General features: G+C 62.8%; 22 protein-coding genes. 7 read left to right on the forward strand and 15 right to left on the reverse strand.

What is annotated here, in order from left to right; translation table 11 throughout:
• Window positions 1–64 precede the first annotated feature (64 nt).
• From ACQ4W0_RS04145 to ACQ4W0_RS04165, 5 genes are all read right to left on the reverse strand, one after another.
• Window positions 65–901, reverse strand: coding sequence for an HDOD domain-containing protein (locus tag ACQ4W0_RS04145; RefSeq protein WP_436575619.1), 837 nt, complete (start codon window positions 899–901; stop codon window positions 65–67).
• Between the two features lie 115 nt (window positions 902–1016).
• Window positions 1017–2093: a BMP family ABC transporter substrate-binding protein gene (locus ACQ4W0_RS04150; RefSeq protein WP_436575620.1), complete on the reverse strand. Its 1077-nt coding sequence runs from the start codon at window positions 2091–2093 to the stop codon at window positions 1017–1019.
• Window positions 2094–2114: 21 nt separating this feature from the next.
• Window positions 2115–3044 carry an ABC transporter permease gene (locus tag ACQ4W0_RS04155; protein ID WP_426072596.1) on the reverse strand — a complete coding sequence of 310 codons (930 nt, stop codon included), beginning with the start codon at window positions 3042–3044 and terminating at the stop codon, window positions 2115–2117.
• A complete protein-coding gene (locus ACQ4W0_RS04160; protein ID WP_436518633.1) occupies window positions 3037–4113 on the reverse strand; it encodes an ABC transporter permease in 1077 nt (358 codons plus the stop codon). Before ACQ4W0_RS04160 ends, ACQ4W0_RS04155 begins: the two co-directional genes overlap by 8 nt.
• Window positions 4106–5620, reverse strand: a complete 1515-nt coding sequence (locus ACQ4W0_RS04165; RefSeq protein ID WP_436575621.1) for an ABC transporter ATP-binding protein — start codon at window positions 5618–5620, stop codon at window positions 4106–4108. The genes ACQ4W0_RS04160 and ACQ4W0_RS04165 overlap by 8 nt, the downstream gene beginning before the upstream one ends.
• 22 nt (window positions 5621–5642) lie before the next feature.
• Here ACQ4W0_RS04165 and ACQ4W0_RS04170 point away from each other — a divergent pair, with 22 nt between their 5' ends.
• The 5 genes from ACQ4W0_RS04170 to gluQRS all read left to right on the forward strand — a co-directional run bounded on the left by ACQ4W0_RS04170 (window position 5643) and on the right by gluQRS (window position 10629).
• On the forward strand, window positions 5643–5855 hold the full coding sequence (locus ACQ4W0_RS04170; protein ID WP_436575622.1) for a hypothetical protein: 213 nt from the start codon (window positions 5643–5645) through the stop codon (window positions 5853–5855).
• Window positions 5856–6076: 221 nt separating this feature from the next.
• Window positions 6077–6889, forward strand: a complete 813-nt coding sequence (locus ACQ4W0_RS04175; protein WP_436575833.1) for an outer envelope protein — start codon at window positions 6077–6079, stop codon at window positions 6887–6889.
• A gap of 78 nt (window positions 6890–6967) precedes the next feature.
• Window positions 6968–8809, forward strand: a complete 1842-nt coding sequence (tssF, locus tag ACQ4W0_RS04180) for a type VI secretion system baseplate subunit TssF (RefSeq protein WP_436575623.1) — start codon at window positions 6968–6970, stop codon at window positions 8807–8809.
• Window positions 8806–9516 (forward strand): type VI secretion system baseplate subunit TssG, encoded by a 711-nt coding sequence (locus tag ACQ4W0_RS04185; protein ID WP_436575624.1) that lies wholly within the window; start codon window positions 8806–8808, stop codon window positions 9514–9516. The genes tssF and ACQ4W0_RS04185 overlap by 4 nt, the downstream gene beginning before the upstream one ends.
• Before the next feature lie 192 nt (window positions 9517–9708).
• The gene (gene gluQRS, locus ACQ4W0_RS04190; protein WP_436575625.1) at window positions 9709–10629 is read left to right on the forward strand and encodes a tRNA glutamyl-Q(34) synthetase GluQRS; all 921 of its coding nucleotides are present in this window, start codon (window positions 9709–9711) and stop codon (window positions 10627–10629) included.
• Window positions 10630–10705: 76 nt separating this feature from the next.
• Here the strand turns inward: gluQRS and ACQ4W0_RS04195 are convergent, their stop codons facing one another.
• Window positions 10706–12937: a TonB-dependent receptor gene (locus tag ACQ4W0_RS04195; RefSeq protein WP_436575626.1), complete on the reverse strand. Its 2232-nt coding sequence runs from the start codon at window positions 12935–12937 to the stop codon at window positions 10706–10708.
• 529 nt (window positions 12938–13466) lie between these two features.
• Here ACQ4W0_RS04195 and ACQ4W0_RS04200 point away from each other — a divergent pair.
• Together ACQ4W0_RS04200 and bla are read left to right on the forward strand one after the other, a co-directional pair.
• Window positions 13467–16142: a hybrid sensor histidine kinase/response regulator gene (locus tag ACQ4W0_RS04200; RefSeq protein ID WP_436575627.1), complete on the forward strand. Its 2676-nt coding sequence runs from the start codon at window positions 13467–13469 to the stop codon at window positions 16140–16142.
• Window positions 16135–17028: a class A beta-lactamase gene (bla, locus tag ACQ4W0_RS04205; RefSeq protein WP_436575628.1), complete on the forward strand. Its 894-nt coding sequence runs from the start codon at window positions 16135–16137 to the stop codon at window positions 17026–17028. The genes ACQ4W0_RS04200 and bla overlap by 8 nt, the downstream gene beginning before the upstream one ends.
• Here bla and ACQ4W0_RS04210 read toward each other — a convergent pair whose 3' ends face one another.
• From ACQ4W0_RS04210 to ACQ4W0_RS04250, 9 genes are all read right to left on the reverse strand, one after another.
• Complete coding sequence (locus ACQ4W0_RS04210) at window positions 17029–17463, reverse strand: DUF695 domain-containing protein (protein ID WP_436575629.1); 435 nt, start codon at window positions 17461–17463, stop codon at window positions 17029–17031.
• 39 nt (window positions 17464–17502) lie between these two features.
• On the reverse strand, window positions 17503–18174 hold the full coding sequence (locus tag ACQ4W0_RS04215; protein WP_436575630.1) for a hypothetical protein: 672 nt from the start codon (window positions 18172–18174) through the stop codon (window positions 17503–17505).
• An 85-nt stretch (window positions 18175–18259) separates the two neighbouring features.
• Complete coding sequence (locus ACQ4W0_RS04220; RefSeq protein WP_436575631.1) at window positions 18260–18400, reverse strand: hypothetical protein; 141 nt, start codon at window positions 18398–18400, stop codon at window positions 18260–18262.
• Between the two features lie 72 nt (window positions 18401–18472).
• Window positions 18473–19468 (reverse strand): extracellular catalytic domain type 1 short-chain-length polyhydroxyalkanoate depolymerase, encoded by a 996-nt coding sequence (locus tag ACQ4W0_RS04225; protein ID WP_436575632.1) that lies wholly within the window; start codon window positions 19466–19468, stop codon window positions 18473–18475.
• 124 nt (window positions 19469–19592) lie between these two features.
• The gene (locus ACQ4W0_RS04230; protein WP_436575633.1) at window positions 19593–21812 is read right to left on the reverse strand and encodes a TonB-dependent receptor; all 2220 of its coding nucleotides are present in this window, start codon (window positions 21810–21812) and stop codon (window positions 19593–19595) included.
• A 148-nt stretch (window positions 21813–21960) separates the two neighbouring features.
• The gene (locus tag ACQ4W0_RS04235; RefSeq protein ID WP_436575634.1) at window positions 21961–22755 is read right to left on the reverse strand and encodes an alpha/beta fold hydrolase; all 795 of its coding nucleotides are present in this window, start codon (window positions 22753–22755) and stop codon (window positions 21961–21963) included.
• Between the two features lie 116 nt (window positions 22756–22871).
• The gene (locus tag ACQ4W0_RS04240) at window positions 22872–23510 is read right to left on the reverse strand and encodes a TetR/AcrR family transcriptional regulator (RefSeq protein ID WP_436505796.1); all 639 of its coding nucleotides are present in this window, start codon (window positions 23508–23510) and stop codon (window positions 22872–22874) included.
• Between the two features lie 108 nt (window positions 23511–23618).
• The gene (locus tag ACQ4W0_RS04245) at window positions 23619–24575 is read right to left on the reverse strand and encodes a bifunctional helix-turn-helix transcriptional regulator/GNAT family N-acetyltransferase (RefSeq protein WP_436575635.1); all 957 of its coding nucleotides are present in this window, start codon (window positions 24573–24575) and stop codon (window positions 23619–23621) included.
• Between the two features lie 75 nt (window positions 24576–24650).
• Entirely contained in the window at window positions 24651–25079 is a 429-nt protein-coding gene (locus ACQ4W0_RS04250; protein WP_436575636.1) for a hypothetical protein, read from the reverse strand.

The following is a 25079-nucleotide window of genomic DNA, read 5'->3' on the forward strand; positions in this document are numbered from 1 at the left end:
GCGCAGCAAAATGCGGACGAAAAAAATCCCCGCAAGCAGGGCGGGGATGTCATTGATGAGAAATTTACACCAGCAAGGCGGCCGCCAGGGATTCGATCTCTTCGGCCGATTCGTCGAGAATGGTGTGCAGGGTGCTGCCGCCGATGCCAAAATCGATCTTCGCCGCCGCCTGGCGCCGCTCGGCGCTTTCCGGCGGATGCAGGGGCGAGCCCACAGGCGACAGATCGTTGGCCAGCACCAGGGTCGCGCCCAAGGTACGGGGCGGGAACGGGCTGCCGCCATGCCACATGCCTTCCACTGCCTGCAAGACCATGTCGGGCACTTGCAACTGGCGCAACACGCCGCGGCCGATCAGTTTTTCGCCGTATTCGATCCAGTCTTCCGTATTGTCGTCCAGCAAACCCGGATACTCCTCGGCGCGCGACAACAGATAAAAGCCGCCCACTTCATGCACGATGGCGGCAAACATGGCCGTTTCCACGTCCACATGCGTGACTTTCTTGGCAATCACCTGGCTCAGCGCAGCCACGTGAGCCGTGTGCTCCCATAGCCTGGCCGACTTGGCGCGCAGTTGCGGGTCGGTAATTTGACTGCCCAGTTGGCGCACGATGACGGACGCCACCATCGACTTCAAGGTGGCAAAGCCCAGGCGCGAGACGGCCGCGCGCACATTGGCGATTTCATTGCCGGAACGGTTGTAGGCGGCTGAATTGGCCAATGCCACGACCCGCGCCGACAGCAGCGGCTCGGCCATGACCATGCGGGCGGCCGCTTCGATATGGCAATCGGGGTCGTCCAGCGCTTCCTGCAGCTTCAAGGTGGCCTTGACGTTGGCGGGGAACGTCAGCTCGCCCTTGCTCGCTTGCAGTGCGATAATCTTGAATACTTCCAGTCTGTCCATGGATCGATCTCCGGTACGGGCCTATTCAGGCTCTGCTGTGTGGATGGGCCGGGAATGCGCTCCCGGCCCGGCTCCCGTTTCCGGCAATATTACAGCATGTTTACAGCCACTCCTATTACTTTCCGGAAACTTTTCCTGCCACGCCTTCGACAAAATAATCCATCTTCGTCAGCGCCGCATCGTCCAGCACGCCTTTCTCCAGGCGCACCTTGCCATCGTTATCCTTGATCGGTGCGCTGAAAGGATTGAGCTTGCCAGCCACCAAGTCTTTCTCACGCGCCAATACAAACTGTTTCACATCGGCGGGCACGGCAGCGTTGATGCCCTCCAGCTTGACCATGCCATCCTTGATGCCGCCCCAGGTGCTGCTGGACTTCCACGTACCGTCCAGCACGGCTTGCGCCTGCTTCGTGTAGTACTCGCCCCAATGGTGGGTGACGGCTGCCAGCTGCGCCTTCGGCCCGTACTTTTTCATGTCCGAGTGGTAGGCGATCGCATACTTGCCCTTCTCTTCCGCCGCCTGCACCACGGCGGTTGAGTCCGTGTGGTGGGTGACCACGTCGGCGCCCTGGCCGATCAGGGTAATGGCCGCGTCGCGTTCCTTGCCCGGGTCGAACCAGCTATTCACCCACACCACTTTCACTTCCGCCTTGGGGTCGACGCTGCGCATGCCGCGCGTGAAGGCGTTAACTCCCTGCAACACTTCCGGGATGGGAAAGGCCGCCACATAACCGGCCACATGGGTCTTGCTCATCTTGCCGGCCAACACGCCCGCCAGGTAGCGGCCCTCGTAGAAACGGGCATTCGTATTGGCCACGTTGACGGCCGTCTTGTAGCCAGTCAGGTGGATGAACTTCACATTAGGAAATTGCTTCGCCACTTTCAAGGTGGGATTCATGTAGCCGAACGAGGTCGTGATGACCAGCTTGCTGCCCGTTTGCGCCAGGTCGCGGATCACGCGCTCCGCATCGGCGCTTTCCGGCACGTTTTCCACATACTTGGTGGTGATCTTGTTACCCAGCGCCTTTTCCATTTCCTTGCGCGCCTGGTCGTGCTGGGTGGTCCAGCCCGCGTCGCCGATGGGGCTGATATACACGAAGCCGACGTTCAGCGGCGCAGTGGCGGGTGCGGCGGCCATGACGGGCATCAAAACAGCACTGCAAACGGCAGCGCAGAATAGTTTCTTGGACATGGTTTTCCTTGTGGTGAGTGATTAATTTCCGGGATTGAAATTTTTCCCCAGCGAAGCGGGCATGTTGAGCTTGATGTAATTGGCATTGCTGGAGATCAAGACCAGCACGACGATGGCCGCCACGTACGGCAGCATCGACAGCAGTTGCGAGGCAATGGGCACGCCCAGCGCCTGCGCATGGAACGTCAAAATGGTGATGCCGCCAAACAGGTAGGCACCGCCCACCACGCGCGCGGGGCGCCAGGTGGCAAACGTGGTCAGCGCCAGCGCGATCCATCCCCGTCCCGCCACCATGCCTTCGACCCACAGCGGCGTGTAGACCAATGACAAGAAGGCACCGGCCAGGCCGCAGCAGGCGCCGCCGAACAGCACGGCCGCCAGGCGGATGCGGCGCACAGGGTAACCGAGCGCATGCGCGGACGCTGGCGACTCGCCCACGGCCCGTAGCACCAGTCCCGCCCGCGTGCGGTACAGAAACCAGGCGATGGCCACGCACAGCAATAGCGACAGATACACCATAGCATGCTGGCGGAACAGGGCCGGTCCCAGCACAGGAATGTCTTCAAGGAAAGGGATGCCGAAGCGGCCGTTGTGCAAGCTGTTGCCCACATACTTCAGGCCGATATACGTGGACGCGCCCGCGCCGAACAGCGACAAGGCCAGGCCCGTCGCGTACTGGTTCGTGCCCAGCCACACGGTCAGCCAGGCAAAGAAGCCGGACAAGACCATGCTGGCCCCCGCCCCCGCCAGAAAGCCCAGGGTGGGGCTGCCCGTGTTGACGGCCACGGCAAAGCCCGTAATGGCCGACACCAGCATCATGCCTTCCGCGCCCAGGTTGACCACGCCCGCCTTTTCATTGACCAGCAGCCCCAGCGCGGCCAGCATCAACGGCGTGCCCGCATTGATGCTGGCGGCGATCAAGGGCGCTATCGTCAAGGCCAGGTTATCCATGTTTCCTCCAGCGCAGTTTGTATTGGATCAGCACGTCGCAGGCGAGCAAGGCGAACAGCAAGATGCCCTGGAACACACCCGTGATGGCGCTGGGCAAGCCCAGGCGCGACTGCGCCAGTTCGCCGCCAATATAAAACAGGGCCATGACGAAGCTGGAGAAAATCACGCCCACCGGATGCAAGCGCCCCACGAAGGCGACGATGATGGCGGCAAAGCCGTAACCGGGCGAGACCGTGGGTGTGAGCTGCCCCATCGGCCCCAGCACTTCGCACGCGCCCGCCAGGCCGGACAGGGCGCCGCAGATCAGCAACGATGACCACAAGGTCTTGCGCGAGGAAAAGCCCGCATAACGGGCGGCGGCGGGCGCCATGCCGCCCACGCGCAGGCGAAATCCGGCAATGCTGCGGGACAGGTACAGCCAGCCGCCCAGCGAGGCCAGCAGGGCGAAGATGATACCCACATGCAAGCGCGTGTCCGTCACGATCATCGGCAACAGCAAGCCGTCGGACAGCAGTTTCGATTGAGGGAAGTTGAAGCCTTCCGGGTCGCGCAGCACGCCGTAGACGAGATAGCTGAGCAGCAACTGGGCGATGTAGACCAGCATCAGCGAGACGAGGATTTCGCTGGCGTTGTAGCGGTCGCGCAGCCAGGCCACCAGTCCCGCCCAGGCCATGCCGCCCGCCATGCCGGCCAGCAAGGAAACGCCGATGATGGCCGTACTCCCCACGCCGTCGTCGAGATACAGGGCGGCCGCGCCGCCGCAGATGGCGCCCAGAGTCAGTTGCCCTTCCGCGCCGATGTTATAGATGTTGGCGCGAAAGCAGATGGCCAGGCCGACGGCGATCAACAGCAGGGGCGCCACCTTGATGCCCAGCTCGGACCAGCCGTGCGCGTCGCGCAGGGGTTCCACGAAGAAGACGGCCAGTCCCGCCAGCGGATCGTGTCCCAGCGCAAGAAACAACAGCGCGCCGCACAGCACGGTCAGCAGCACGGCCAGCACGGGCGACAGCCACGACATCAGGCGCGACGGGGTGGGACGGGCTTCCAGGCGCAAGGCAAACTTAGCCATGGACTACCTCCTGCGGCCACAGCCCGCTCATCCATTGCCCCACGAGCGTCACGCTGGCCTCGCCTACGTCCAGGGACGGGGAAATTTTCCCTTTCGCCATCACCAGCAGGCGGTCGCTGATCTCGAACAATTCATCGAGTTCCTCCGATACCACCAGCAGGGCGCAGCCCGCGTCGCGCAGCGCCAGCAATTCGGCGCGGATTTGCGCAGCCGCGCCCACGTCCACGCCCCAGGTCGGCTGCGCCACCACCAGCACGGTGGGCTCGCGCATGACTTCGCGTCCGACTATGTATTTCTGCAAGTTGCCACCCGACAGGCTGCGCGCCAGCGCCTGCGGCCCGCCCGCCTTCACCTGGAAGCGGGCGATGATGGCGGCCGCCCGCTGCGCGATGACGTGATGACGCACGAAGCCGTGGCGGATGGTGGCTGGTGTCTGCAAGCTCAGCAACACGTTGTCGGCCAGCCCCATGTCGGGCACGGCGCCCCGCCCCAGCCGCTCCTCCGGCACGAAGCCGAAACCCAGGGCGCGCCGGCGCCCCGGCGGCAAGCGTCCCGCCTGGGTGCCGTTCAGGACGATGCTGGCGGGAGCAGCGCGCATATCCTCGCCGGACAGGGCCGCCAGCAATTCCTGCTGGCCATTGCCGGACACGCCCGCGATGCCGACGATCTCGCCCGCGCGCACGTCGAAATTAATATCCGTCAATTGCGTGGCGAACGGATGGCTCTTCGGCAATTGCAAATTCTTGACGCTCAGCATGACGGCACCGGGCGTGCGCGCCACGCGCGTGACAGCGGGCGGCTCGGCGCCGATCATCATGCGCGACAGACTGGCCGCAGACTCTTGCGATGGGTCGCACACGCCCGCATTCTTGCCTGCGCGCACCACCGTGCAGGTATGGCACAGGGCGCGGATTTCATCGAGCTTGTGGCTGATGTACAGGATGCTGCAGCCTTCGGCCGCCAGCTGGCGCAAGGTGGCAAACAGTTTTTCCACGGCGCCCGGCGTCAGCACGGACGTCGGTTCATCGAGGATCAACAGTTGCGGCTTGGCCAGCAAGGCACGCACGATTTCCACGCGCTGGCATTCGCCCACCGACAAGGTGTGCACGTGGCGCTGCGGCTCCAGGTCCAGGCCGTACTGGCGCGCCGTCGCCTCGATGCGCTGCGCCAGTTCCGTCATGTTGGTGCCGGCGGGCAAACCGAGGGCGATGTTTTCCGTCACGGTGAGCGTATCGAACAGGGAAAAGTGCTGGAAAACCATGGCGATGCCCAGCGCACGCGCAGCCGACGGGTTGGCGATCTCGACTTCGCGGCCATTCCACAGGATGCGGCCGCCATCGGGCTGCACGGCGCCATAGATTATTTTCATCAAGGTCGATTTGCCGGCGCCGTTTTCGCCGAGCACGGCGTGGATCTGTCCGGGCGCCACGCTGAGGTGGATGCCGTCATTGGCCACCACGGACGGATAGCGCTTGCTGATGTCGTGTAATTCCAGGCGTGCCGTCATTGTTTTTTTCGTGCCTCGCTGCATGGTCGCCGGCATGGTCGCCGGCGGGAAAAATCAAACTGGTGTCTCTATCGTATCGGCATCCGCGGCGCTTGGGGGCGGGCGTGGCGGCGCGCATTTCTATTTCCGCAAAAAAACAACACCTGTATACAATTTTGAAAAAAATTATCAGCTTTACAGCAGCCGCCTTGCCCCGCAAGGGCGGGAAGGTGCGATGATTATATGCAGGAAATGATAGTAAGTATGCAGAAAATACATATCGTCCGATGCGGCGATGCTCGCATCATGGATTGAACGGCGCGCAATATGCCCCATCGCAGCGCTTCATGCGCTCTAGTGGGCTAACCCCCTGCGCCCTGCCATCCCCCAGTTCCCGTTTTCCAACACCGCCATCAGGAGCCGAAAGTGCCAAAAACCATACCGTGTCTGTTGCTCTGCCTCACTACCACCCTCGGCGTGGGCACGACCGCCCAGGCTGCCGAATGGAGCGATACCGCGCTGAGCTGGCGCGCCGGCAATGATTACCGCGAGCCCTTCAATCCGGACGACATCAAGAAAAACATCTTTGCCATCACGCACGCCAGCGGCTACAAATACGGCAGCAACTTCGTCAACCTGGATTTCCTGATCTCCGACAGCAAGGACCCTGGCGCGCTGGGCAAGACTTCCGGCGCGCAAGAGGCGTATCTGGTGTACCGCAACACCATCGACATCGGCAAGGTGCGCGGCAGCGACATCAAGTTCGGTCCCGTGCGCGGCGTCGGCGTCACCCTGGGCTTTGACGTCAACACGAAAAATGACGTCGGCTATAACTCGCGCAAGCGCATGCTGGTGGCAGGCCCCACCCTGATGTGGGACGTGCCCGGCTTCTTCAACACCAGCTTGCTGTTGCTGCGTGAAAGCAACGCCCCCAGCGGCGCCTTCCCACCCATCTCGCAAGTGAGGGGCCGCTACACGTATAAAACGCACGCCATGCTGACGGGCGCCTGGGCCATCCCCCTGTCGCCGCTGTTTTCGTTCGAAGGCTTCTTTAACCTCATCGATTCCAAAGGCAAAGATGAAGTGGGGCGCGACACGGCGGTGGAAACGAATATCGACATGCAAGTGATGTGCGACGTGGGCGCGGCCCTGGGCAGCGCGAAGAACACCTTCCGCGTGGGCCTGGAATACCAGTACTGGAAGAACAAGTTCGGCAACTCGCCCGCCACCACGGGCAATGTAGGCCAGACGGCGAAGACGCCGATGATACGCGCGGAGTACCATTTCTAAAATTCATTGTTACGCATCAACACCCACGTTCGCGCCTGATGCCAGCATGAAGCTTTCCTGCTGGCGGAGAGCGCGACCGTGGAACAACTATTGCCGTATTACGAGCGCGAGCTGGGCTTGTTTCGCCAGTACACGCACGAGTTTTCCAGCCGCTACCCGAAAGCGGCCGGGCGCCTGCTGATCGCCGGCGAGACGTGCGAAGACCCGCATGTCGAGCGCCTGATCCAGTCCGTCGCCCTGCTCACGGCCAGGGTCGCCAAGCGCCTGGACGACGCCTATCCGCAATTCACCCATTCCCTGCTCGACACCCTGTACCCGCACTATCTGCGGCCCTTTCCCGCGTGTTCCATCGTGCGCATCGCCGCCGCCGAAGCGCCCGGTGGCGGCCAGCTGGCCCAGCTTGCGCATGTTGCGCGCGGCACGGTGCTGCGTTCGCAACCGGTGCAAGGCGTGGCCTGCAAATTTACCAGCGCGTATGACGTGACGCTGGCGCCACTGGCCATTTCTCGCCTGCATTTTTCACCTATCATCGACGCGCCGCCCGGCCTGCGCCTGCCCGCCGGCGCCAGCGCCCTGCTCAGCATTCAGTTCACCAGCAGCAGCGATCAGTACCATCTGGATCAAACGGGTTTTGCCAGCCTGCGCCTGTTTGCCGATGGCGAACCATCGGTGCGCGCGGCCCTGCTCGACGCCCTGTTCCTGCGCGGCGCGGGCGCGTATGTGGCGCTGGACGAACACAGCCCGTGGCTAGCTGTCGATGGCACCTTGTTGACGCCGGCCGGCTATGCCCAAGACGACGCGCTGATCCCCATTTCCGCCCGTTCCCACCCGGCACTGCGCCTGCTGACCGAGTATTTCGCCTTTCCGGAAAAATTTCATTTCATCGATATCGCCTGGTCCCTGCTGGCAGCCCTGCTACCGCAACAGTGCAGCCAGTTCACCTTGCACCTGCCACTCAAGAGCATGCGCAGCGACAGCCACGAGGCGCGGCTCTTGTCCGGCGTCAGCCCCGACAACCTCTTGCTGGGATGCACGCCCGTCGTCAATCTGTTCGCCAAGTCCGGCGTGCCGATCCGCCTCACGCATACCGAGCCCGACTACGCCCTGCTGGCCGATGCCACGCATGCGTTTGCCTACGACATCCACAGCATCGATAGCGTCACCCTGGTGCGCAAGGATGAGGCCGGCGAGCGCCTGAGCACTTTCTTGCCGCTGTATGCCTCGCTGCAAGGCACCCAGGCCGAGCAGGGCCAATATTGGCTGGCGCGCCGCGACGAAGCCGTGGCGGCCATCAGCCCCGGCCATGAAATGCGCCTGAGCCTGATCGACCCGCAGTTTTCACCGGGCAGCGCGGCCTGCGCCACCGTCTCGACGCAGCTGCGGTGCAGCAACCGCGACTTGCCCACGCAATTGCATTACGGCTTGCCCGGCGGCGACCTGCTGGCCGAAGACGTGCCCGACGGCATCCCCGCGCGCTTCCTGCGCAAGCCCACGCCCAGCATGCGCTTCCCGGCGGACACGCACTGGCGGCTGATTGCGCACCTGTCGCTCAATTACGCCAGCCTGACGCAGGCGGGCCTGGGCGAATTCCAGAAAATGCTCAGCCTGTACGACTTGCCTCGCTCGCCCACCACGCAGCGCCTGATCCAGGGCATCGTCACGCTCGAACACGGCAGCACGCGCGCGTGGATGCCGACCGTGCCGTTTCCCACCCTGATGCCCGGCATCGCCATCCGCCTGGGCATCGACGAGCAAGCCTTCGTCGGCAGCAGCATCTATATTTTTGCCCAGGTGCTGCAGCGCTATTTCGCCCTGAACAGCCAGCTCAACTGCTTTAGCCAACTGACGCTGCTGTCCCAGCGCAGCGGCGAGGAACTCCTGCGATGCCCGGAACGCAGCGCTGACGCCACGCCAGCGTGATCCAGCAATTACTCGACGCGCCGCAGCGCTTCGAGTGCTTCCAGGCGCTGCGCCTGCTGCTGGCGTGGCTGGCTGAACACGGCATCGATGAGCACACGGCGCTGGCAAAACTCATACGCTTCGACAATAGCGTCTCGCCGCGCTTTCCCGCCAGCCAGGTCGAAGCGCTCACGACAAACGGCATTGCCGATGCCGATGCCCTGCTGCAAGCGCTGCTGTCCGGTCACAGCCAGCCTATTCACCTCACGCCCACCGTCATGGGCCTGCTGGGCTGCCAGGGCAGCTTGCCCAGCCACTATTCGGAGCGCATTGCCGCGCACCAGTACAGCGAGCGCGACACCAGCCCACGCGCCTTCCTCGACCTGTTTTCCAGCCGCGCCGTCGCCCTGTTTTACCAGGCGTGGCAAAAATACCGTATCGAGCAGGCCGGCCACGGCGGGGATTTCCTGTCGCGCCTGCTGGCCCTTGCCGCGTGCCAGCCGGGCCAGGGCCAGGACGAGGCGGCGATCGGCCTGTACAGCGGCTTGCTCCAGCAGCGCAACATCTCGTCCATCGTCATGGCGCGCATCCTTGGCGACCACTTTGGCGTGCCCTGCCACATCAAAGACAGCCTCGGATGCGACAGTTTCCTGGGCGCTGCGGCCACACCGCGCCACCGCGATGACATGCATTACGAAATGCAATTGATGCCCTCACTCAACGATTGAACCTTGCGGCCGTGCAAAACGTTTGTGTTCGCTATTGCTACAGTCGGCCAACGATCCCTAGCCACTTATGAATCAGGGCCGTAATTTGACTTGAATATCACTCTGAACGATACTTAGCGCTGCCTACTTTAGATGAGTCAGGGTTCATAGCAACACCAGCACATATTACTACCGTCAACAACCTTCATCCGTATGCTCCTGTCCACCGCCCCCTACATCGGCCGCTTCGCCCCCTCCCCCTCCGGTCCCCTGCACATGGGCTCGCTCGTTGCCGCCATGGCCAGTTATCTCGATGCCAAGGTGCATCGCGGCACGTGGCTGCTGCGTATCGAGGACCTGGACTATGACCGCAATGTCGAAGGCGCCGATATGGCGATCCTGGCCACTCTGCAGCGCTGCGGCATGGCGTGGGATGGCGAGGCGACGTGGCAGAGCCGCAGGCTGCCGCTGTACGAGGCGGCGCTCAAGCAATTGCAGGATGACGGCCTCGTGTATGCGTGCGGCTGTTCGCGCAAGGAAATCCACGATTCGGTGCTGCACGCGGGTACGCCCAAGAACGGCGCTGCCGTGTATCCGGGCACCTGCCGTCATGGCTTGGCGCCGGGCAAGGCGGCGCGGGCCTTGCGGCTGCGCGTGCCGCAGGGGCCGCAAGCCGTGTATGGTTTTGCCGACCGCTGGCATGGGCCGCAGCAGCAGGACCTGGCCGGCGAGGTAGGCGACTTCATCGTGCTGCGCGGCGATGGCTACTGGGCGTATCAGCTGGCCGTGGTGGTCGACGATGGCGCGCAGGGCATCACGCAGGTGGTGCGCGGCGCGGACTTGCTCGACTCCACGCCACGCCAGTTGTATCTGCAGGATGTGCTGGGCTTGCCCCATCCCGGCTTTTTGCACGTACCTGTCGTCAATAATGCCAGCGGCGAGAAACTGTCGAAGCAGACAGGCGCCCTCGCCTTCGATACGGGCATCCATGCCGCCGAACTGCTGGCCTCAGCGCTGCTGCCAGCTGCCCGCTTCCTCGGTCTCGACGTGCGCGCCGACAACCTGGAAGATTTCTGGCGGCAAGCCATTCCCGCCTGGGCGCAGCGGCTGGCGCAACTTCCCGAGCGGGCATAAAAAAACCCGCCACGGCGCAAACCGGGCGGGTTGAAGCAGGCGCTGGCCGCAAGGGCCGGCGCCTGGTATCGGGCAATTAGAAGTTGCCTTTAAATTGCACACCAAATTGACGTGGCTCATTGATGAAGCCCGTGCGGTTGTTGAAATCGATGGCGCCCGTGATACGCTGGGTGTCAGTGATGTTGCGGCCAAAAGCGGCCACTTCATACTTGCCAGCATCCCAGGTGTAGCCCACGCGCAAGCCACCTTCGACCATCGGCTTGCCGGTGAACTCGGTTGCCTCATACAGGAAGAAGTTGATCTTGCTGCGGTAAGCCCAGTCCGTGAAGACGAAGAATTCGCCGTTTTCCATCGGGATCGAGTAGCGGCCCGTGGCGGTGACCGTCCACTTCGGCGCTTGCGGCAATGGATTGCCATCGATGACGGCACGGTTGCCAGTCGTCAGCGGATCGGTCACGGTGCAACGCGTTTGGGCGCAGGTGGCGATCGACAGGCTAGGGTCCTTGATTTCCGTGAAGTTGTAGCTGCCGCCCAGGGACATCTTCAGGCTAGGCGTGACAAAGCCTTCCAGTTCCAGCTCGGCGCCACGGCCATTCGTCTTGGCAGCATTGATCAGGCGCGTGATGTTCGACGTACCGCCCACCACCGTCAACTGCTGGTTCTTCACCTGGTAGTCATACACGCTGAACGCAACACGGGCGCGGCGGTTGAACAGGTCGGCCTTGATGCCCGCTTCGAACGAGGTGATGGTTTCCGCATCAGCCACGGTGACAGGCACGCTGGTGCTGGCTGGCGCGATACTTGGCGCGCGGAAACCGGTGGCGATACGGCCGTAGAAGTTCACGTCCTTGTTGTACTTGTAGGTACCGCTCAGGTCCCAGTTGACCTTGGCTTTGCTGACATCGGCGCTGGTCGGGTTGACTTGCACGATGTTGGTCGCTTCCACCGTGTTGAAATCCTTCTTGTCCTTGGTGTAGCGCAAACCGGCACGCAGCATGAAGTCATCGTTGACGGCGTAGTTGACGGAACCAAACGTTGCCCAGGCCGAATTCTTCTGGCGGCTGGCCAGGTGCGTGGTGAGCACATGCGTGTTGGTATCGAAGTTGTCGGTGAAACCGTTGGCATCTTCATTGAAGTAGTACACGCCAGCCTGCCAATTGAGCGGACCGGCATTCTTCGATTCGGCGCGGAATTCTTGCGAGTATTGTTTCACGCTGGTGATGCCGCCAGCCGTTTCAACCTGGAAAGGAATGAAGCCGGGGCCCGTCGGCGTGCCGCCGTCGATGTCGCCATGCGACACGTAATTGCCGACCTGTTCAAAGCCGGTGATCGAGTACAGCTTGACGCCGTCCAGGTCCCAGCTCAAGCGGGCGCTGGCGCCGTTGGTGCGCAGGCGCTGGAAGTTCGGTGCATTCGTGAACGACTTGTTCGGGTCGAAGCCGTCAACGATATCGTTCGTGCCTTGCTTGATCAGGTTGGCGTAGAAGATGCGCGCGCTGCCCGTGGTGTTGCGCTGGTGGACATTGAACAGGGCGTTGAACATGGTGTTCGGTGCGTACAGCAGTTGCACGCGCTCGGCGTGTTCGTTGTAACCGTCCAGCGCATTTTTCTGGCCCGTAAAGGTGTTGTCGACGTAGTCGTCGCGGTGCTGGCGCAGGGTCGAGAAGCGCAGCGCCCATTCTTTGCTCAGCGGCACGTTGACGGCGCCATCGAAATTGCTGGTGTTGTGCGTGGCCGTGGAAACGTTGTAATAACCTTCAACCTTGTCCAGGTTCGGCTTGACGGACTCGAACTTGACCACGCCGGCAGGCGTATTGCGGCCAAACAAGGTACCTTGCGGGCCGCGCAGCACTTCCACGCCCGCCACGTCGAAAATCGGATAGCCTTTGAGGATGGGGTTTTCTTGCACGACATCGTCGTAAATCAGGGAAACAGGTTGCGATGCAAAGATGTTGAAGTCGGTATTGCCGTAACCGCGGATGTAGAAGCGGGGGAAAGTACGGCCATTCGACGATTCTACGTTCAGGCTCGGCACTTTGCCGGCCAGCACGCGGATATCTTGACCGCCGGACACCAGCACGTCGAGCTTCTCGTCGCGCAACAGCGACACGGAGACGGGCACGTCGCGGATATTTTCCTTGCGGCGCTGCGCCGTCACGGTCACGGTTTCCAGCTGGCTGGCGGCAGGGGTCGTATCAGCAGCGACTTCATCAGCATACGCCGAGCCGATGGGCAGGGCAGCGGACAGTGCCAGCATGGCGGCGCTTTTGGCGCACAAACGCTGGTGCATCTTGGACATCTTGATCATGTTGTTTCCCAGAAGTTTAAAAAAGAATTGCGAAATCTGTCTTCCAACCTGTCTCCGGCTTATCTACGGCGCTGGCGTTCTCCGCACCGTCATGGTGCAGCAGCGCGAGCGGATGTTTCTCCGCTCCTGGCGTCACTGGCTCTGCCCTGGCTGTCCTCCAAGCTGACAGCGGTGCCGGCCGCATCTCTGGGATGTCTGATGAACACCAACTTTTAAGTAAGGCGCCAATTTAATTCAAGCGCCTTATGCGCTGCAAGAATATTGTTATGTAAAATATTCATTCATCAACATAAAGGGCCGACTAGTGGTTATTCAGCCACAATAGCGGCCTCGCCTTGCTGTTTCACCCGATGATTTGCCACATGGCGCGCCTTTTTCTCCTGGCCAGCCAAAAGCTGGATTGGCATCCTATAAGACAGCCCTGAGGATAAAAATAGTTGTAATATCGCCAGAATTGCGTTGCAAGGACGCCCCATTCCAGTGCGGCGGCGGCCCCCTGCACCCCCTTGCACCATCGTTGATCGCCTCCATGTCAGAACCGAGCCAGCCCAGCAACACCGTCCCGTCCTCCATCGCCGCCGCCCAGGCTGCACATTTACTGCTGGGCGCCCATTGCGACATCGTCTGGAGCACGAAAACCTTCGGCCAGTTCGATGTTGACCAGCCCTCCTGGCGCGCCTTCACGGGCCAGACCGAAGCCGAACTGCTGGGCCGCGGCTGGCTCAATGCCCTGCATCCGGACGACCGCAACTTGCCTTACGTCATGCCTTCGCATCTGACGACCGTGTTCGAAGCGGAATACCGGCTACGCCACGTCAGCGGCAGCTACCGCAATATGATCGTGCGCATGCTGCCCGTGTGCGGGCCCGACGGCAGCATCGTTGAATGGCTGGGCTCGCATTGCGACGTGACGCAGCAACGGCAGACGGAACAGCGGCTGCGCCTGGCCATGCAGGGCGGACGCATGGGCACGTGGGAGATCGACCTGGGCAGTGGCAGCATGGCCTGCTCCGATGCGTTCAAGGCCAATCTGGGCCTGCCGCTTGCCAGCCACATCGATTACGCACAGTTGACGGGCGCCATGCTCGAGGGCGACCTGCAGCAGTGGCAGACGGTGGTGCATGCGGCCATCGCCAGCGCCAGCGATTTTGAGATCGACATCCGCGTGCGCTGGCCCGATGGCGCGCTGCACTGGGCGCACATGCGCGGCACCTGCACCAGCGACGGCGCCGGCAACGTGATTGCCCTGTCCGGCATTTCGCTCGACCTGACTGCGAGCAAGCAGAACGAGGAAACCCTGCGCCTGACCCTGGCGGCCGGCGAAGTGGCTACCTGGAACTGGGACATCGTGGCCGATCGGGTCACGGCCGACAGCAACATGGCGCGCTTGTTCCCCGTCAATGCCGGTGCGGCCACGGCGGCGCCCCTGGCGCGCTATCTGGACATCATCCATCCCGATGACCGCGAGCAAGTCAGCGCGCAGATTACCCAAGCGGTGCACGCGCACGCGCCCTTCGAAGCCAGCTACCGCATCAGTGCCGGCGATGGCCGGTACCGCTCCGTCATCGCGCGGGGCCGCGCAGAATATGCGCCCGATGGCACACCCTTGCAACTTCCAGGCGTCCTGCTCGACATCACGCGCCAGAAACAGGTGGAAGATGCGCTGCGCCACAGCGAGGAACGCTACCGCACCCTGATCGAGCTGATGGACCAGGCCTTTTGCGTCATCGAAATGCTGTACGACGAGCAAGGCCGCCCCATCGATTTCCGCTATCTGGAAGGCAACCCCGCCTTCGTCAAGCAGTCGGGGCTGAACGATGCCATCGGCAAGACCATCCGCAGCTTCGTGCCCGACCACGACCAGCACTGGTTCGACCTGTACGACCAGGTGGTGAAAACCGGCGAGCCCGTGCGCTACGAAAACGAAGCCGTGGCCATGGAGCGCTGGTTCGAAGTCTTCGCCGCGCGCCTGGGCGGCCCCGGCAGCCGCCTGCTGACGGTGCTGTTCAGTGACATCAGCGAGCGCAAGCGCTCGGAGCAGCAATTGCGCCAGCTGGCCGACAACCTGTCCGAGATGGACCGGCGCAAGACGGAATTCCTGGCCACCCTGGCGCACGAACTGCGCAACCCGCTGGCGCCCATCCGCAACGGCTTGCAGATCATGCACCTGGCCGCCGACAAGCCCGCCACCGTGGCGCGCGTGCGCGACGTGATGGAACGGCAAGTCAATCAGATGGTGCATCTGGTCAATGATTTGCTGGACGTGGCCCGCATCACGCGGGGCCAGATCGAACTCAAGCTGGAACGGGCGGATTTGAAAACCATCATCGCCAGCGCCGTGGAAACGAGCCTGCCGCTGATCGAAGCGGGCCGCCACCAGTTGCAGGTGGCACTCGATGAACAGGCGCTGCGGCTTGAGGCCGACCCCACGCGACTGGCGCAAGTGCTGGGCAATTTGCTCAACAATGCCGCCAAGTACACGCCGGCGGGCGGGCACATCAGCTTGCGCGCCTTGCGCGACGGCAACGAGGTGCTGATCGAAGTGCAGGACAGCGGCGTGGGCATTCCCGCCGAATCGATCACGACCGTGTTTGACATGTTTACGCAGGTGGGGCAAAACATGGGCAGGGCTCAGGGCGGCCTGGGCATCGGCCTGTCGCTGGTGCGGCGCCTGGCCGAGTTGCATGGCGGCAGCGCCACGGCGGCCAGTCCCGGCGCTGGCCTGGGCAGCACCTTCAGCGTGCGCCTGCCCCTGCTGGCGGCGGAGCCAGCCGCCCCCGTCGCTCCGGCCGCGCCCGCCAGCACATCCGTTGGCCCACGCTTCCGCGTGCTGGTAGTCGACGACAACGCCGATGCGGCCAATACCCTCGCCGCCGTGCTCGACATGATGGGTCATGCCACGCAAGTAGCCCACGACGGCGAGCAAGCCCTGGCCATGGCCCCGCAATTTTTGCCAGACGTTATCTTCCTCGACATCGGCCTGCCCGGCATGAGCGGCTACGACGTGGCGCGCGCGCTGCGCCGGATACCGGCCGGCGCCAACGTCGTGCTCGTCGCCTTGACGGGTTGGGGCGCCGAAAACGACCGCAGCCAATCGAGCGCGGCCGGCTTCGACCACCATCTGACCAAACCGGCCAACCTGCTCGCCATCGGCGAACTGCTGGCCACCCTTTCCACCCCAACAACACCTACAGACCATGACTAAATCCCCAAACCACGTCCGCCGCCACCTCTTGCTGGCCAGCGGTGCCGCCCTGCTGTGCCCGACACCGCTGCTGTTTGCCGCACCCGCCACCAGTATCGCCGCCGCCCACACGCAGCTGGCCGCGCTGGAACAGGCCGCAGGCGGACGCCTCGGCGTTGCCGCCTGGCGCCAGGGCAGCGAGCTGCGCGTCGCCTACCGCGCCGACGAACGCTTTCCCCTGTGCAGCACCTTCAAGGCCATGCTGGCGGCCGCCGTGCTGGCCCGCAGCGTCAGCCAGCCGGGCTTGCTGGATCAGCACGTGCGTTACGAGAAAAAAGAATTGGTCACCTATTCGCCGCTGACGGAAAAACATCTGGCCGACGGCATGAGCGTGGCGGACCTGTGCGCCGCCACCTTGCAATACAGCGACAATAGCGCGGCCAATTTTTTGATGACATTATTGGGCGGGCCGCAAGCCGTGACGGCGTTTGCGCGCAGCATCGGCAACACGGTGTTCCAGCTGGAACGCTGGGAAACGGAACTCAATAGCGCCATCCCCGGCGAAGTGCGCGACACGGCCAGCCCTGCGTCGATGGCGCACAGCTTGCAGCAATTGTTATTGGGAAATAGTTTGCCGGCACCGCAGCGCCAGCAACTGGAGGCCTGGATGCGCGGCAACACAACGGGCGACAAACGCATCCGCGCCGGCGTACCAGCTGGCTGGCAGGTAGCCGACAAGACGGGCTCGGGCGCCTACGGCAGCGTCAACGATATCGGCGTCGCCTACCCGGCCAGCGGCGCGCCGCTGGTCATCGCCGTGTACTACACGCGCGAACAGAAAAGCGCGGACACCAACCAGGACATCATCACGGCCGCCACGCGCATCGTGGTGGCCGCATTGGTGTAATTACTTCGGCAGCGCGGCCATAAAGCCTGCATATGTGGACCAGGCGGGGTCGGCCGCGCTGCGAATTTCAATCGGGAATTTCGGGCGCGACGCCAGCGCCGTGTTGAGACGATTGAAAAACTCTTCGCCCGACTGCGTGTAATAAATCCATTCGCGCAAGTTTTCGCCCGTCGATACCAGCGCCAGGGTGGCGAAGCCGCCCTCTTCCACCACGGGCGCCAGCGCCGCTTCCAGCTCTTCCATATGCTCGCGCTCGTTCGGCGCGGGCATGCCCGTTTCGTCCTCATAACGCCAGGCGATGATGATGCGGTCCGGCTGCGACGACAGGTCCCAGTCGTCATGGAAGGCGTCGACATAGCGGTAGATGATGGCCATCTCGTCGCTGTGCGTGACGATGGTGCCCCAGCTGCGGGCGGAAGTGGAATTCTGGTTCATGGTTGCAACAGTCAAAAAAATAAATCGAGGGTGCGCAGCTTACAGCACTGGCGGGCAAGTCACATTCCAGGCGTCATACTGGGCACCGCTCTTGCGCAGCCAGACGCGGGCGTAGCTGTCGCGGTCGCTCTTGAACACCAGCGCATAGCGCTCTTCGGCACGCGGCGCAGCGGAGCCCACGTCGACGGCCGCCAGCGTAAACTTCAGCGCCCGCAATGGGGCGCAGGCCGTATTGCCGGCCATTAATAATCGCGCCCGCTCCAGCAGCGGCTTCTGGTACAGCAACACGCCTTCCAGTTCCGCATCGGGGACGCGCTGCAGCATGCGCACGGGTTCGGCCACCGCGCGGCAGGTACCACGGTCGAGCCAGGCGTAATACTCCATGCCCGCTTCCTGCCAGCGCGCCTGCTTGCCCTCGCCGTGCAGCACGAACTTGGTGCGCTGCGTACGGCACAGTGCGCCATGGCCGCGATACGGCGGCGTTTCCACGCTACCCACCACTTCGCGGCCTCGGCTACCCACCACGGGCACGCTCTCGAACACGGTGCGCGCAGCAGGCTCGCCCGGATATTGCTGCGCATAAAAATCCAGCAAGGACGCGCGCTGCTGCGCATCCACCGCCGCCTCGGCGGCACTGGCAGAGATGCACACGGCCGACACTACACACAGCGCCAAGGGGCGCACGATATATCCTGGCATGGATCCTGGCATGGCATTCCTTCAATCGGAGTTCAGGGGCGGGTATCGCCCAAGCGCAGATTATATAGTTACCAGGAAATGGTGGGCGGACGCGGCGTCAGGAGATGCGCATGCTGTCTTGCTGGGCGGCACGCTCGAACGCTTGCGTGTAAGCGGCCGATGGCGCGGACGGGCCGACGCTGGCGCAGGCGGATAGCAATACGGCGGCAAGGCAGGACAGCAGGCAGCAAGCAGGCATGGGATTTTTCACAGGCAAAAAATGGGGCGCAATCGCTGCGCCCCATTGTACAAGCTGCAGTTCCTCAGGCCATCAGCGCTGGTAATTCTTGAAGAAATTCCAGCTGATCACGGTGGCGTCCGGGCCCAGTTCATCGCTGAACGGCCAGCCGGGAGGGCCGCCGCTCCACGCGTGGTTCATGCCCTCGACCGTATACTTTTGCGCGATGACGGCGCCGTTGTGCAGGTACGTGTCGATGGAGTAACTGCGGCCGTACGGCACCGTCTGGCGCACGATACTGTCGGCACGGTAGCGCACGCTGTCATTGTCGAGGCCATCGTCGCCGTAATCGCTGGTCTGCAGGAATTGCTCGATGGTTTGCTCGCCGTTGACCGGGTTGACGACGATGTCGGAGGTGCCGTGGAACACCATCGTCGGCATCAGCCGGCGCGGCGAACCGGAGCAGCGCCAGGCATCCTTGCCGCGTACTTTCGGGTCGAACGCACTGCCGTTGAACAGCGAATCGGCGGCCGTGAGCATGCCGATGGCGCCCTTGTACATGCCGCCCGAATGCACCATCACGGCAGCGAACACATCGGAGTAGCAGGCGGCCATGATGGAGGCCATGGCGCCGCCCGCCGAGATGCCCGTCACATACACGCGGCTGTCCTGCACCGCATACTTGTTCTTGACCTTGTTCAAGATGCCCATCAGCACGGCCGGCTCGCCCGTGCCCCGCTCCTGGTTCAACGGCAACATGAAATTCCAGCAGCGCATGGGATTGGCCGTGGCGTTCTGGCGCGGATAGACGACGATGAAATTCTCGCTGTCGGCCAGTTGGTTGTAGCGGCTGACGGCGGCCATGCTGTTGGGCTCGGAACCGCAGCCGTGCAGCATCAACACCACGGGCAGCGGCGTGTTCGGATTGTAATTGCTCGGTAGCCAAACCTGGTATTCACGCGAACCCCACAGGCTCGCGTACAGGCCGAAGTCCCACTGCCCGGCGGCAGCCGGCAGCGCGGCCAGCAAGCCGCAGGCGGCGATGAGTGCAGATAACAAGTGACGCAGTTGCTGATTCAGATGTGCCATGCCAGTCTCCTGATTATTATTAACGACGAAAACAGCGACAACAAACCGGCTTGATACACATCAAGCCGGCACTTCTGACCGACGAGGCCCGACCCGACGGGTCCGGCCCCGGCAGTGAAGAACTTTAAAATTTGTAGCCTGCCTTGGCGATGATCTGGCGCGGCGGACCGTAGAAACCGTCGAGGATGAACACGGCGGGAATATTGTAGCCATCCGTGCGGTAGCGTTTGTTGCCCAGGTTGCTGCCGTGCAGACTGAAGGTCCAGTTCTTCGGCGCTTCCCATACGACGCCAGCCGTCCAGATGCTGTAGCCACCCTGCGCCAGGGTTTCGCTCAAGTCCGTGGTCGGATACACCTTGCTGCGGTAGCCATAGCCGACCATGCTGCGCAAGGCACCACCAAACACGTCGCGGTCCGTGCGCGTCAAGTTCAAACCCACTTGCCGGCGCGGCGTGTTGCTGAACTTTTGCGTATCCGCAATGTTCTTGCCTCCGCTCATGAACTCGTCATAGCTGGCATTGAGCAAGGCGAGAAAGCCGTTGACTTCCCACTGGCGGTTGGGCCGCCACGAGAATTCGAACTCGGCGCCTTTGACGGTCGCCTTGCCCGCATTCGTGAAGTCGCCATAGAAACCCGGCACGCCGCCCGGCTGCACATAGCTGGTGAAGACGGACAGCTGGATATCCTTGTAGCGGTTGTAGAACAGGGCCACGTTGGCATCGAACGTATCGTCCGGCGCCGCGTACTTCATGCCCACCTCCAGCGCATCGAGTTTTTCATCCTTGTAGGGGCGCGCGGAATCGGGCACCACCAGGTTGTTGGCGCGCACGTTGTAGCCGCCCGACTTGAAACCGCGCGACAAGTTGCTGTAGAAATTCGTCGTCTTCGACGCTTCGTAGCGCACGGAAATTTTCGGCGAGGTATTGCTGACCGACAGGGACTTGTCGAAATCGGCCGCCGTCTGGATGGGCCGCGTAAAGCCCACGTCGGCAAAAGCGCGGTTGAGCACGATGGCGCGCTTTTCCTCGCGCGTGTGGCGCAAGCCCGCATTGATACTCCACACCTTGCCCAGCGGCCAGGTCCAGTCCGTGTACAGCGCCGTGCTGTCCGTCTCTACCGTGCTGACGGCGGCCGTGAACTGGCGTCCCAGGAAGTTGTTGTAGATGCCGCCGCCTGCCGTGCCTTCGAAGCGGTACAGGCCGATCACGCCAGCGCCGTAGTCGCCGCTGTACGACGCCTGCAATTCCAGGCTTTTCTGCTCGTCGCGCGAGTCGCCGAAGACGTCGGCGATGGGCTGCGGCAAGCCGTCAAAGTCGATAGTTTGCTCGGATGTGCTGCGCCGCTTGGCGCCGATCACTTTCACGGACCACTCGTTCGACAGCGTGTAGTTGGCCACCAGCGAGCCGCCCCGGTTGTGCGTGAAGTTGTGGCCCGGCATGCCGCTCTGGATATCGTAGGCGCTGGTGCTGGCCGGCCGCCTGAGCGGGTCGAAGGCGCTCACGCCCATGCGCTGGAAGCCGCGCACGCCCGATTTGTCGTCCGTGGCGTCCAGGCTCAACACGACGGTCAAAGGTATGTCTTGCGGAAAGTAACCGACGGACAGGCGCGCTGCCGTGCTGTCCTGGTCGCTTACCTGTTCGCCATTGAAGGTGTTGCGGCCGAAACCGTCGCGGTCCAGCTTGGCAGCGGCCAGGCGCGCGCGCCAAGTACCGTTCTCGTTGGCCAGGTTGAAGGCGGCCTTGAAGTTGCGCTGATTGTAATTACCGAGGCCCACTTCCGCCGAGGCGCCGTTTTCCTTCGCCAAGGGGCGCGAAATGTACTTGATGGCGCCGCCGATGGTGTTCTTGCCGTACAAGGTGCCTTGCGGGCCGCGCAGCACTTCGATGCGCTGCACGTCGAACACGTCGAGCAGCGCGCCTTGCGGACGGGCCATGTAGACGTCGTCAAAATAAATGCCCACGCCCGGATCCACGCCCCAGACGGGGTCGGCCTGGCCCACGCCGCGGATGAAGGCCGTCAGGGTGGTATTCGTGCCGCGCGAAGCGTACACGGTCAGGTTCGGCACGCGCTCCTGCAAGTCGGCCAGGTTCTGGATATTCGCCCGTTCCAGGGCCTTGGCGGAAAACGCCGTGACGGCCAGCGGCACGTCCTGCAGCCGCTCTTCGCGGCGGCGGGCGGAGACCGTCACGGTTTCCATGCGTTCTTTCGCATCGCTGGCTTCGCTGGCGCTCTGGGCGCTGGCGGCGGCAGACGTGGCGGCCTCTTGCGCCAGGGCCTGGGTGGAAAAGCTGAAGGCACCGGCAACGGCGAGGGCGGCGGGCATTAATTTCAAAGCAAGTTTCATAGCGTCTCCAATGTCAGGCTTGCTTACCACCAGGGACGACGGCCGGATTCCAGGAGCGCAAGACGTCACGGTACCCGCACGCGTATAGCGAGCACCTGCCCTGCGATGACTGTTTCCCGGCCCCCTGCCCGTGCGGCAAGTGGCCTGTTTATTTTGAATGTGTGGCGAGGAAGGACTGCAACAAGGTATTCACACGCTGCGCCTGGTCCAGGGGCGTGGCGTGGCGCGAGTTCGCGATAATCTCGATCTCGCACTGCTGAAACTGTGCGGCAAAGGCCCGCTTGCTGGCGACGGGCGTGTAATCCTGGTCGGCTGCCATGATGAAGACGGGCATGGCCAGGGCCTGGAAATGAATGTCGATGTCCCATTGGAAAATAGCGTCCAGCGCGGCCAGGTAGGCGCGCTTGTCCATGCCCGCCATTTGCGTGGCGAAGCGTTCGACCAGGGCTTGCTGTGCCGGATCAGGAAACAGTTTCTTGCCGATGATCTTGCCCATGGCTTTCAAGCCCAGGGTGGCGATCACGGTGCGGCGCAGCCAGTAGGCAAACAGCAAAGACGCCGGTTTGCTGCCCTGAAACGGCTGGGAATTGATCAGGCACAAACTGGCCACGCGGCCCGGCGCGCGGTTGGCCATTTCCAGGCCCACCATGCCGCCCAGGGAAAAGCCGACGATGTGCGCGCGCGGCACGTCGAGCTGGTCCATCAAGTTGAAGAGGTCGTTGGCGAAGTCGCCGATCTTCCAGTCGCCGCCAGGCGCGAGACTGGCGCCATGGCCGCGCATATCGGGCACGATCAAGCGATAGCTGCTGCCGAGGGCGTCGATTTGCGGGCGCCAGTCTTCGGCGCAGGACCCGAGGCCGTGCAACAGAAACACGGGCTCGCCCTGCCCCTTGCCCAGGTCGAGGTAATGCAATGTAACATCGGATGTCGTGTGACGCCGCATTCTGTCTCCTTGCTGTTGAACATGCTTTGTGTTCAGGTGCAGGAATATGTTTTCCTGCTGTTGGAAAACATAATACGGAATCCGAATTCCGATTTCAAGTTAAATCGATAAATATCTTAAGTCAGGTAATTTAAAGCAACACGCACCAGTTCATCTTCCAGTGCCGCGCCCGATAAAAAGGACAGCGAACCCGTCAAGGTGTGCTGGTTCAGGATGCCCAGCAGCACGGGCGGCACCACCATCATTGCCTGCGTGGGGTTCGGGTGGCGGATGCTGGAGGACTTGCTGGCCAGCACGGCGACCGTGCGTTGCGAGATCAAATGATTGATCTGGTGCACCCTGTCGCGAAATTGCGCATCCTGCGACGCGCGCGTGATCAAGGCCCGCAAGACGCCACTGCGCCCGCCATTCACGGCCACGAACATGGCTACCATGGCGCGGATGAAGTCTTCCAGGCTGCGTGTTTCCCACTGGCGCAATTCCGTCAGGGTCTCGACCTTTTCCACCATGTCGGAAAAAAAGCGCTGCAGCAGCAAGCGGCTCAGGGTGTCCTTGTCGCCCAGCAAGCGGTAAAAGGTGCCCACGGATGTTTCCGCCAGCCTGGCCAGGTCGGCTACGCCGATTTCATCGAAACGGTTTTCCGCCAGCAACTGTTCGCCCACCAGCAGCAAGCGCTCGAACGCTTGCTTGCTGCGCGCCTGGGTGGGCTCCGGTGGAACGATCATCTGCGGGAAGGGCATCGGGAAGGAAGGCATGCGGCGTCGGCGTCTCTCGATAGTGGAACCGTGGTTCCGTTATTGGGTGCGCGTATTGTAACGCGGGAGACGGCCGATGGGGAGCGCCGTGTGGCGCCCTCGCGTGTGCTACCTGCCCTGCCACTCCATGTAGACGTCGGCGCGCTGGTAATGCGCGTCGCCGGCCGGCCGCGCCACGTGCGTAAAACCGCTGCTTTCGTACAGGCGGATGGCAGGCGCCAGCTTGCTGTTCGACTCCAGGAACAGCAGTTGCGCACCGCTGGCCTCGAAGGCGTCGAAGGCCCGCTCGATCAGCCGGCGCGCGATGCCCAGCCCCTGGCATTCTGGCGTGACGGCCATCTTCGACAGCTCGATGCTGGCATCGCCAGCGCGGATCAGCGCGCAAGTGCCGACGATCTTGCCATCGAGACGCGCGAGGAAAATCTGCCCGCCAGCGTCGAGGATCGAGCGTTGCGGATCGGACAGCACCTTGTCGTCCAGCGCCTCGACATAGAAATAGCGTTCCAGCCATTCGATATTCAGGCGCTTGAAATCTGCCGCGTAGGGCGCGGCATAATCGATGATCTCCACGGCGGCCCGTTCGCGCTGGCGCCGGCAGGCGGCGATCGTCTCGCCAAAACCTTGCGCCTGCAAACGCGCTTCAGCCCGGTCCAGGCTGGCCATCAGCTGCGGCGTGCCTTGTTCGAATACCATATCGACGGCCGCGCGCACATCGTCCCACAGGGGCGCCATATTGCGCAGCAAGCCTTGCCCCGCGTCGGTCAGCGCCAGCAGGCGCCGCCGCTCATCCTTGGCGTCTGGCATCTCCGCCACCACGCCCGCATCGAGCAGCTTGCGCCCCAGCTGCACCACCACCGGGTGCGTCTGCCCGATCTGCGCGGCCAGGGCCGTGATCGCCGTGGGGCCGTTGTCACGCAGCAGCAGCAACAGGGGAAAACAGCGCGACGTCAGCTCGACGCCCGCCGCCACATAGCTGGTATCGACGCCCGCATACAGTTGATCGGAAAGACGGCGCAGTCGGCTGGCCAGCATCAGCGAGCCGAAGGTTTGCAAGTTGGAGGACATGTTTAGCATGGGCATATGTAAGTAGTTACGTATATCCCAACGTAAACCCACATTCCAGGTCAAGCGCAGGCTTTCCTAGTCCTCATCTTCCGTCAGCGCCTCCTGCAGCCTGGCCTGAAACACGGTCTCGACCACATCCCCCAGTCCTGGCCACACCTGCGTCAGCCAGCGCCTGCCCTCCTCGCTGGGCGCCACATACGGCGCGCTGCGCGTGGCGCAGTCCAGGCCGATCGCGATGACCTGCCCCGCATCCTCCAGGCCACCGGCGATCATGGCGTCGATGGGCAAGGCGATCAACTCAGCGGTCAAATGCGGACGCAGCAGGCAGGCGGGCGCAATGATAGCGAACGATGCTTCCACATAATTCCAGCAGTTGGTGGGCCAGTGGGCAGCCTTGACGGCGTCGAGGAAGTCCGCATCGCTGAAGGCGTCCGGCTGGGCTTGCACCTGCGCATAAAAGGCGGCAAGGGCGACGAGTTGTGGCGGGGAAGTCCAGGTGGGCAT

This window comes from Janthinobacterium breve, assembly GCF_051380895.1.
Taxonomy (GTDB): domain Bacteria; phylum Pseudomonadota; class Gammaproteobacteria; order Burkholderiales; family Burkholderiaceae_D; genus Janthinobacterium.

Coding starts and splice junctions, on each gene's coding strand:
- ACQ4W0_RS04240 (WP_436505796.1), bottom strand. CDS start 23,510: ATGCCTTCCTTCCCGATGCCCTTCCCGCAGATGATCGTTCCACCGGAG.
- ACQ4W0_RS04220 (WP_436575631.1), bottom strand. CDS start 18,400: ATGCCTGCTTGCTGCCTGCTGTCCTGCCTTGCCGCCGTATTGCTATCC.
- ACQ4W0_RS04170 (WP_436575622.1), top strand. CDS start 5,643: ATGGTCGCCGGCATGGTCGCCGGCGGGAAAAATCAAACTGGTGTCTCT.
- ACQ4W0_RS04160 (WP_436518633.1), bottom strand. CDS start 4,113: ATGGCTAAGTTTGCCTTGCGCCTGGAAGCCCGTCCCACCCCGTCGCGC.
- ACQ4W0_RS04225 (WP_436575632.1), bottom strand. CDS start 19,468: ATGGCACATCTGAATCAGCAACTGCGTCACTTGTTATCTGCACTCATC.
- ACQ4W0_RS04150 (WP_436575620.1), bottom strand. CDS start 2,093: ATGTCCAAGAAACTATTCTGCGCTGCCGTTTGCAGTGCTGTTTTGATG.
- ACQ4W0_RS04200 (WP_436575627.1), top strand. CDS start 13,467: ATGTCAGAACCGAGCCAGCCCAGCAACACCGTCCCGTCCTCCATCGCC.
- ACQ4W0_RS04210 (WP_436575629.1), bottom strand. CDS start 17,463: ATGAACCAGAATTCCACTTCCGCCCGCAGCTGGGGCACCATCGTCACG.
- ACQ4W0_RS04155 (WP_426072596.1), bottom strand. CDS start 3,044: ATGGATAACCTGGCCTTGACGATAGCGCCCTTGATCGCCGCCAGCATC.
- ACQ4W0_RS04245 (WP_436575635.1), bottom strand. CDS start 24,575: ATGTCCTCCAACTTGCAAACCTTCGGCTCGCTGATGCTGGCCAGCCGA.
- ACQ4W0_RS04250 (WP_436575636.1), bottom strand. CDS start 25,079: ATGCCCACCTGGACTTCCCCGCCACAACTCGTCGCCCTTGCCGCCTTT.
- ACQ4W0_RS04230 (WP_436575633.1), bottom strand. CDS start 21,812: ATGAAACTTGCTTTGAAATTAATGCCCGCCGCCCTCGCCGTTGCCGGT.
- ACQ4W0_RS04235 (WP_436575634.1), bottom strand. CDS start 22,755: ATGCGGCGTCACACGACATCCGATGTTACATTGCATTACCTCGACCTG.
- ACQ4W0_RS04195 (WP_436575626.1), bottom strand. CDS start 12,937: ATGATCAAGATGTCCAAGATGCACCAGCGTTTGTGCGCCAAAAGCGCC.
- ACQ4W0_RS04165 (WP_436575621.1), bottom strand. CDS start 5,620: ATGACGGCACGCCTGGAATTACACGACATCAGCAAGCGCTATCCGTCC.
- ACQ4W0_RS04215 (WP_436575630.1), bottom strand. CDS start 18,174: ATGCCAGGATCCATGCCAGGATATATCGTGCGCCCCTTGGCGCTGTGT.
- gluQRS (WP_436575625.1), top strand. CDS start 9,709: ATGCTCCTGTCCACCGCCCCCTACATCGGCCGCTTCGCCCCCTCCCCC.
- ACQ4W0_RS04145 (WP_436575619.1), bottom strand. CDS start 901: ATGGACAGACTGGAAGTATTCAAGATTATCGCACTGCAAGCGAGCAAG.
- bla (WP_436575628.1), top strand. CDS start 16,135: ATGACTAAATCCCCAAACCACGTCCGCCGCCACCTCTTGCTGGCCAGC.